Source organism: Massilia sp. MS-15 (assembly GCF_020176695.1).
Lineage (GTDB): Bacteria > Pseudomonadota > Gammaproteobacteria > Burkholderiales > Burkholderiaceae_D > Telluria > Telluria hydrophila.
In genome coordinates this window covers 1-990 of sequence record NZ_JAIWIA010000093.1, presented here as the reverse complement: position 1 = coordinate 990, position 990 = coordinate 1, and the positions used below count along the sequence as shown (strand labels likewise).

The window sequence follows — 990 nt, the reverse complement described above, 5'->3', positions numbered from 1 at the left end:
ATTAAGCAAGTGGTCAGCGCTGCAGAATGTTGTGCCATTCCTCACCTTCTTCGAGTCGCGGTAGTGAGTCACCCGTCACGCTCAGCATGGCGGCGCACCTCGCAGTCGGCATAGGTATCGGCGTCGGGACGTTTTGACTACCACTCGACCTGTGGGATTGACTGCCCTACCATGCGCGACAGGTGCGAGCGGCAGTGATTTGACTGAGCGCTGGTACAGTCGCGCACCCCGCGATAGCCTCGGGTTTGCTCACCCTAAATGCGGAGCTGAAGTAGAGATGCTGTCGGCTAGCTAACCGGGGCTGCTAGAGGCTTTTCAAGGGTGGTTTTTGGCTTTTTCCTCCGCCGCCGCAGAGCAAATATTCCAAGCACGCCGCATGTCCCTATGCTGACGATCGGTAGTGGCACCGGAGCTGGTGCGTCGTCCACCATCGGGCCAAACAGCGATGGGGGAAACGAACGCGCCTTAACCGGGACGGTCTTCCATTGCGTGCGGTCTTCCGGCACCCGGGCGCGGAATTCATCGAATGAAAAGACCGGCGCCGAACCTATGGGGCGGCTTGATGGTACCTGGGGTATGCGGACGAGCAGGATGGCTTCAATGTCGCTTCTGAGTTGCTCCTCATACCTCGACAAGGTGCGCATCGGTGTTTTCGTACTGGCGAGATCCAGCAAGTCCAGTCCAGCCGCGTCGAATGCTACGGCGGGCAGCAGCCTGGTCTGCTCTTCGTTCAAGTAGTCATATATCTTGCGCGCGCTTGCCAAATTTGCATCGGTTGCGGCTACATAGGTATAAGCGGCCAGCGATTTCATCGGCGAAGTTGGTCCGCGTTGAGGGATTTGCCAGCCAAGCACGTTGAAGACATCGACACTGATCCCGGCGCAGTTTTCGGTCGCATGCTGGTACCGGAAATCGTGCCGGTAAAAGTGGTTGAAAACGCGCTGCACGGCTCCTTGGAAAGCGACCGCCGTACGGTCCTTGTTTAGAACT

General features: G+C 57.9%; 1 protein-coding gene. It reads right to left on the bottom strand.

The genetic code is table 11. The annotated features are described in order from the left end of the window. Positions 1–287 precede the first annotated feature (287 nt). On the bottom strand, positions 288–990 hold a 703-nt coding region (locus tag LCI23_RS20405), incomplete at its 5' end, for a hypothetical protein (protein ID WP_224948270.1).